This window comes from Dietzia sp. E1 (genome assembly GCF_014145015.1).
GTDB classification, from domain to species: Bacteria; Actinomycetota; Actinomycetes; order Mycobacteriales; family Mycobacteriaceae; genus Dietzia; species Dietzia cinnamea_A.
This window is the reverse complement of the sequence record NZ_JAALDU010000281.1, coordinates 1-7,077: the sequence shown is the minus strand read 5'-3', so window position 1 is coordinate 7,077 and position 7,077 is coordinate 1. Positions and strand designations below refer to the sequence as shown.

Genomic DNA, 7,077 nt, shown 5'->3' with positions numbered 1-7,077 from the left:
GTCGCCCCGCAGCGCTCGAGCCGTCGCCCCGCGGCGCGTGAGCCCCGCCCCGCCGTGGCCGGTGCGCTGTGGCGCCGGCCACGGTGGCAGGATCGCATGTCGTGACGATCATCGCCGCCGCGGACGGCTCCGCTCTCGGGAACCCCGGCCCCGCCGGTTGGGCCTGGTACATCGACGACTCGACCTGGCGCTGCGGCGGCTGGAAGCGCGGCACCAACAACCAGGGCGAGCTCACCGCCGTGCTGGACCTGCTGCGTCAGACCGCCCACTCGGATGAGCCGCTGCACATCCTGTGCGACTCCCAGTACGTCATCAACTCGGTCACCAAGTGGATGAAGGGCTGGAAGCGCAAGGGCTGGAAGAAGGCCGACGGCAAGCCTGTGCTCAACGTCGAGGTGATGAAGGCTCTCGACGAGGCCATGCAGGGTCGCGAGGTGACGTTCGAGTGGGTCAAGGGCCACGCCGGCCACGAGCTCAACGAGAAGGCCGACGCCCTGGCCAACGGCGCCGCCAAGGCGCACTCGTCGCGCAAGGAGCCCGAGCCCGGGCCCGGCTTCCCGGGTGCACGGGACGTGGGCGCGGGCGAGGACCCGGCCGTTCCCCCCGCCGCGGGTGGTGCCGCCCGGCGGTCGCCGTCCGCGGGAGCGTCGGGGACGAGCGGGGCGACGACGACGAGGGCTGCGGCCGAGTCCGAGCCCGACCTGTTCTCCCTGGACGCGAACACCTCGGCCGGTCCCGCGGACGAGAACAGGAGTTCCTCCGCCGCCGGCCCCGCGATCGAGGACCTCGTCGTCGACCTCGAACGCTCCCTGTTGACCGACGCCGTCCGCCGGGACCGCCGCACTCTCACGCGGCTGCTCGACGTGCGGTGGCGGCAGGTGGACGCCTCGGGCCGCACCCGCACCCGCCGCCAGCTCGGCGACGCGGACGAGTCCGTCGAGGACGTCGATCTCGAGGTGACCGAGACCCGGCGGCTCGGCGACGACGCGGTCCTCGTGCTGTGGCGCGCGACCGCCCCCGGCGGCGAGGTCTCGCTGGGCAGCTCGCTGTGGCAGCGGTTCGGCGACGACTGGAAGCAGGTCTACCAGCAGGCCACCCGCGAGGCCTGATCTCCGCCGGTCCGGCCCCGTACGCAGAGGAGCGCCCCCCACCGCGTCCGGTGAGGGGCGCCCTCCTTGTGCGCGGTGCGCGCCTACAGACCACCCAGCAGCAGATGGAGGAGATCGCCGACGATTCCGATGAGACCGGCAACTAGACCCATGATGTGACTCCTTCTCAGGTGGTGTTCTGGAACTGACCCGTCAGATTCTTTATCCCTGACGAGCTGGAGCCGACTCTAGGGATGTAGTGTGACGTCGGCGTTTCGACCGCGCTACAGGTGTTGTATGGTCGGCGGCCGCGCCGATGGCCGGGTCAGCCCCGGCGGGGCGCGGTGAAGCCGACGGCCTGATAGACCTGCGACAGGACCGGGCCGGCGACCGCGCGGGCCTTCTCGGCGCCGTCCGCGAGGATCCGTTCGAGCTCGGCGCGGTCGGACATGTACTCGTCGAACCGTCCGCGCAGCGGGGTGACGAACGCCTCGAGGGCGTCGGCCGTGTCGGTCTTCAGCGCGCCGTAGCCGGCCCCGGCGGCCTGGTAGTCGGCGACGATGTCGGCGATCGCGCGCCCGGTGAAGGCGGACTGGATGGCCAGCAGGTTGGACACGCCGGGCTTCATCTCGCGGTCGTACCGGATGTTCCCGTCGGAGTCGGTGACCGCGCTGCGGATGCGCTTGGCGGAGACCTTGGGGTCGTCGAGCAGGTTGACGATGCCCTTCGGGTTCTCGCCGGACTTGCTCATCTTGGCGGTGGGGTCCTGCAGGTCGTAGATCTTGGCCGAACCCTCGAGGATCTTGCCCTCGGGCACCACGAACGTCTTCTTGTAGCGGGAGTTGAACCGCATCGCCAGGTCGCGGGTGAGCTCGAGGTGCTGGCGCTGGTCCTCCCCCACCGGCACGAGGTGCGGGCGGTAGAGCAGGATGTCAGCGGCCATGAGCACCGGGTAGGTGAACAGGCCGACGGTGGTGCCGTCGGTGCCCTGCTTGGCGGCCTTGTCCTTGAACTGCGTCATCCGGGCGGCCTCGCCGTAGCCGGTGATACAGCCCAGGACCCAGGCGAGCTCGGCGTGCTCGGGCACGTGCGACTGCACGAACAGCACCGAGCGCGCCGGGTCCACGCCCAGCGCGAGCAGCTGCGCGCAGCCGCGGAAGACCCGCTCGCGCAGCTCCTTGGGGTCCTGCTTGACGGTGATCGCGTGCAGGTCCGGGATGAAGTAGTAGGCGTCGTGGTCGTCCTGCAGCTCGACCCACTGCCGCACGGCGCCCAGGTAGTTGCCGAGGTGGTACGAGTCGGCGGTGGGCTGGATACCGGACAGGACACGCTGACGCTTGGCAGGAGCTGCGGAGGAGGACGGCTCAGACATGGCCATCATCATCCCACGCGGCCCCGATCAGCCTTCCGCGGGCGGTGCCATCTCCGGAGGGAAACCGCCGGTGGCGATCGGACCCCAGTCGTCGATCGTCACGCGGATGAGACACTTGCCCTGGCGCACCATCGCGGCGCGGTACTCGTCCCAGTCGTCGTGCTCGCCGGCGACACTGCGGAAGTAGTCGACCAGCGGCTCCACCGCGTCGGACAGGTCGATGATCTCCCCGCGGCCGTCGAGATGGACGTACGGGCCGTTGAAGTCGTCAGAGAGCACGCACACGCTCACCGCGGGGTCGCGCCGGATGTTGAGCACCTTCGCCCGCTGCGGATAGGTGGCCACAGTGAGCCGCCCCTCGGTGTCCACGCCGCACGTCACCGGTGAGGACTGCAGGCCCCCCGACGACTTGCGGGTGATGAGGACGGCGCGGTGACGCGGGCGGAGGAACTCCTCGAGTCCCGCTCGATCAGGGTGCTCAGCGGTCGCGTACTTCGGCATGCCGCCGAGGCTACGGGTCCGCCCGCCACGCGGCATCCGCGATCGCGGGCCCGCCCGGTACGGACGCCCTCGTCGTCGTCGTCATACTCGTCGCCCCGGGCGCCGTCACTCGTAGACGACGGTCACCGGCGCGTGGTCGGACCACCGCATGTCGTACGCCTCGGCGCGGTCCACCCAGTCCTTCACCGCGCGGTCCACGAGGCCGTCGGACACCACCTGGTAGTCGATGCGCCAGCCCGCGTCATTGTCGAAGGCCTTGCCGCGCTGGCTCCACCACGAGTACGGGCCCACCTCGTCGGGGCGGCGGTGCCGCACGATGTCCGTCCAGCCGCTGCCGTCGGCGAACACGTCGGTCATCCACTCCCGCTCGTGCGGCAGGAAGCCCGAGCTCTTGTGGTTGCCCTTGTGGTTCTTAAGGTCCTCTTCGCGATGGGCGATGTTCCAGTCGCCGCAGATGATCATCTCGTGCCCCTCGCGGCTCTTCAGCTCGGCGGCGCGCTCGGCGAGGAACTCCCTGAACGTCTTGAGGAACCGGTCCTTCTCGTCCTGCTTGGGCGTGTTGGCCGAGCCCGAGGGCAGGTACAGGCTGGCCACCGTGACGGTCTCCCCGTCGACCGCGCCGGGGTAGACGGCCTCGATGTAGCGTCCGGACTCGGCGAACTCCGGATCGCCGTAACCCACGCACACGTCCGACGGCTCCTGGCGGGACAACAGCGCCACGCCGGCACGGCCCTTCATCGACGACGCCGAACCGATGAGGTGCCACCCCGCGTCGAGCGCGGGGGCGAGCGCCTTGCGGGTCTGGTCCTCGTCCGCGCGCACCTCCTGGAGGGCGACGACGTCCGCCCCGCTGCTCTCCAACCAGGGCAGGAATCCGAGGTTGGTCTCCGAACGCTGCTTGACGGCGGCGCGGATCCCGTTGACGTTGACAGTGCTGACCGTGAGACTCACGGCCGCCATCGTAGCCACCCCCTCCAACACGGCCGGGCCGGGATCAGGCCGCCTCCGACCGCCGGACCCAACCCGGGGCACCGGTGCAGCGGCAGTGTCGGACGTCGTGCCACTGGAAACCGGGGCTAAGCGCCCCCGACGACCAACCGGAACCCACTCGCGTGACGATCGCCCTCATCCGGCTCCGTGCCCGGAGTGGAGGGAGCACCAGGTCGAGCCACGGCAAGGAGTTGGCCGAAGGTGAGGGTGTTTATGTCGTCAGGCGAGAGTCCGGTCTCGGCTGCGAGATCCTCCACGATCGACCGCCCCAGGATCTCCCTGGCGGCGTCGAACACCTTGGATCGGGGCCACGGCATCGACGAGCCCGGTTCCGCACGTCGGAAGCCCCTCGCCGAGAGATCGCGGAACATCTTGGTGATCGAGGAATCCCCCACCACCCCGGCCCGCCGAAGGCCCGAGACGTACGCCATCGCGGACACACCCCATCTGAGCTTCCCGGCGATGAGCGGGTCCAGTCCCACCTCTGGCAGTCCCTCGCTCTGCAGCGTGAGCGTCGGGAGGAGAAGCTCGGACGCGAACGCATCAGCCTCTTTTTCGCACTCGGCCGTGGGATATGGCTCATGTGCGTGGAGAACGAGATGGCCGAGTTCGTGGGCGAGGTCGAATCGCGATCGCTCCGGGGTTTTCAGGCGGGAGAGGAAGACGTATGGACGGCCGTCACGCCACAGGCTGAAGGCATCGACGTCGGCGGACCGTCCCTGCAGGCCCATCACTCGCACCCCGTGCGCCTCCGCGAGCTGCACCAGATTCGGCAGGGGTCCCGGACCCAACGTCCATGCCGACCGCAGCACTCGTGCGGCCTCTTCCGGATCGCCCACCTCGGACAACACCGGCACATCAACCCGGGGCAATGTCAGGCGCCTCGCGAGCGCGCTGTAGAACTCGATTCCGACGAGCCCGTCCCCCGCTGCCGCAGCTCGCGTCGACGTCGACGCCGACCGACGCGATCGAAAGTAAATCAAATCCGGCTCAAGCACGTCCGGCTCGTCCAGCTCGAGAAAGGCCCGCGATACCCCTGTCGCTGCCGAAAGGGCGCCCAATCGCCCCACCGGAACGCCCGTGGCCTCCCATGTCCGAACCGTCGACCCCGCGACTCCCACCACGTCCGCCAGTTCTCGCCGGGTCAGACCGGCGCGTACCCGGGCGAGGGCCAGCCTGGATCCATCAGCCTTCTCCTGCGGCGTGGATCTCGAAGTCGACGTCGTCGAACGCGGAGACATCGGTCGCCCTCACTTCCATGGCCGAGAACTGCATGGGGGTATCGATGATTGCACGGTCGCCCCACCGGGTCACCTTGCCACCCTCGATATCCAGCGGGAGCGACACCTCAGCAACGCTCGCCTGCGTCCCGATGTCGTGCCGGTACAGAAGCATCCACGTCTGACACGCACCCGCTCCGTCTCGGTTCGACTCCACGTCTATGTCCAGAGCCAGTTGGATCTGCTGATGCCGCCCGGGATCGTTCGATCGGACGTGTTCTTCCACAGCACGCCCCTTCGGGTTGGACGTCGACGGAATCGCCTCGGGGTCACCGGTACCCGAGTCGCCGCTCGCCACGATGAGGCGCACACGCCCGTTCGGCGACACGATCGTGGGCAGATTCTGCTTGTCCGCCAGCTTCCAGCCGTCGGTCGCCAGGTGGCGCCGGATCGACGCGACCGTCCCTGCCCAAGCGTAGAAACCCGGAGCGATCTTCGGCGCCGCGGGATCGAGGGCGAGCCCTTCGGCGAGACCGTCTCGAACCGCCTCGACTACAGCTCGCTCCGAGATTCCCAGGCGTCCGAGGATCTCCTTCGACGCCGGACGCCCGGGCGTGGCTTGCGCTGCATTCCCCATGGTCAGCCTCTCGGTGTGGTGACGAAAGCCGGTTGTCCCGGCCGCGTGCCCGCACCTTCTCAGACGGCTACGACATTTCAGGGCGCCGCGGTTTCTCCCTTGCGCACCGACCGCACGGCCACGACGAGGATCGCCAGCCCGAGCGCCGCCAGCGCGGCACCGGCGAGGGCGGGCGAGGTGTAACCCCACCCGAACGCGATCACGACCCCGCCGAGCCAGGCGCCGAGCGCGTTGGCGGCATTGAGTGCCGAGTGGTTGAGCGCGGCGGCCAGCGTCTGCCCGCGGCCGGCGTGCCGCATGAGCCGCGACTGCAGCCCGGGCACGAGCGCCGAGCCCGTGGTCCCCACGAGGAACAGACCGATCACCGCGGTCACGGGGTGATGCGCGGCGAGCGCGAACCCCGCCAGTACGAGCGTCATCACTGCGGCGATGCCGACGAGGCCCCGGTCGAGGTCGCGGTCGGCGACGATCCCGCCCACGATGTTGCCGGCCACCATGCCCAGCCCGTAGACGGCCAGGACGGCGGGCATCCACGCGCGGTCGATCCCGGCGACGTCGACCATCGTCCACTGGATATAGGTGTAGATCGCGAACATCCCGCCGAAGCCCACGCAGCCCACGGCCAGCGTGGCGAGGATCTGTGGCCGCGCCAGGGCGGCCAGCTCCTCGCGGGCGCGCACGACCACCGTGCCGGTGGGTTCGGGGACGACGACGAGGATGGCCGCCACGGTCAGTGCGCCGATCACCCCGACCGCGAGAAAGGCCGACTGCCACCCGATCGACTCCCCGAGCCAGGTCGCGGCCGGGACACCGATCACGTTCGCGACCGACAGGCCCAGCAACACCTGGGAGACCGCGCGCGCCTGCCTGCCCGGTCCCGCGAGGGACGCCGCCACCAGTGAGGCGACCCCGAAGTACGCGCCGTGCGGGATGCCGGCGACGAAGCGGGCGACCACCAGCAGTTCCGCGGTCGGCGCGAAGGCCGCCGCCACGTTGCCGACGGTGAACAGGGCCATGAGCACCAGCAGCAGGGTGCGCCGGCGCCACCGCGACGTCCACACGGTGAGCAGCGGCGCGCCCACCACCACGCCGAGCGCGTAGGCGGTGATGACGTTGCCGGCCTGTGGCTCGGTGAGCCCGAACCCGTCCGCGATCGAGCGCAGCAGACCCATCGCGGCGAACTCGGTGACGCCGATGCCGAACCCGCCCAGCGCGAGCGCGAGGATCGCCGCCGCCACCCGCCGGGCGGTGGGCGCGGGCCCCGCGGTG

7 protein-coding genes are annotated in these 7,077 nt (G+C 70.1%); 1 reads left to right on the top strand and 6 read right to left on the bottom strand.

Annotated features, from left to right (window positions below):
• The first annotated feature begins 101 nt into the window (after positions 1–101).
• On the top strand, positions 102–1,109 hold the full coding sequence (locus tag G6030_RS10160) for an RNase H family protein (protein ID WP_182643030.1): 1,008 nt from the start codon (positions 102–104) through the stop codon (positions 1,107–1,109).
• A gap of 304 nt (positions 1,110–1,413) precedes the next feature.
• On the opposite strand, the gene trpS is transcribed toward G6030_RS10160, so the two are convergent.
• The 6 genes from trpS to G6030_RS10130 form a co-directional block, all read right to left on the bottom strand.
• Entirely contained in the window at positions 1,414–2,460 is a 1,047-nt protein-coding gene (trpS, locus tag G6030_RS10155; protein ID WP_182643029.1) for a tryptophan--tRNA ligase, read from the bottom strand.
• Positions 2,461–2,487: 27 nt separating this feature from the next.
• Positions 2,488–2,961 (bottom strand): PPOX class F420-dependent oxidoreductase, encoded by a 474-nt coding sequence (locus G6030_RS10150; protein WP_182643028.1) that lies wholly within the window; start codon positions 2,959–2,961, stop codon positions 2,488–2,490.
• A 105-nt stretch (positions 2,962–3,066) separates the two neighbouring features.
• Positions 3,067–3,921, bottom strand: a complete 855-nt coding sequence (locus G6030_RS10145; protein ID WP_182643027.1) for an exodeoxyribonuclease III — start codon at positions 3,919–3,921, stop codon at positions 3,067–3,069.
• Positions 3,922–4,037: 116 nt separating this feature from the next.
• On the bottom strand, positions 4,038–4,949 hold the full coding sequence (locus tag G6030_RS16745; protein ID WP_182643026.1) for an ImmA/IrrE family metallo-endopeptidase: 912 nt from the start codon (positions 4,947–4,949) through the stop codon (positions 4,038–4,040).
• Between the two features lie 187 nt (positions 4,950–5,136).
• The gene (locus G6030_RS10135) at positions 5,137–5,808 is read right to left on the bottom strand and encodes a hypothetical protein (RefSeq protein ID WP_007628557.1); all 672 of its coding nucleotides are present in this window, start codon (positions 5,806–5,808) and stop codon (positions 5,137–5,139) included.
• Positions 5,809–5,885: 77 nt separating this feature from the next.
• The coding region (locus tag G6030_RS10130) for an MFS transporter (protein ID WP_241724285.1) at positions 5,886–7,077 on the bottom strand (1,192 nt) is incomplete at its 5' end.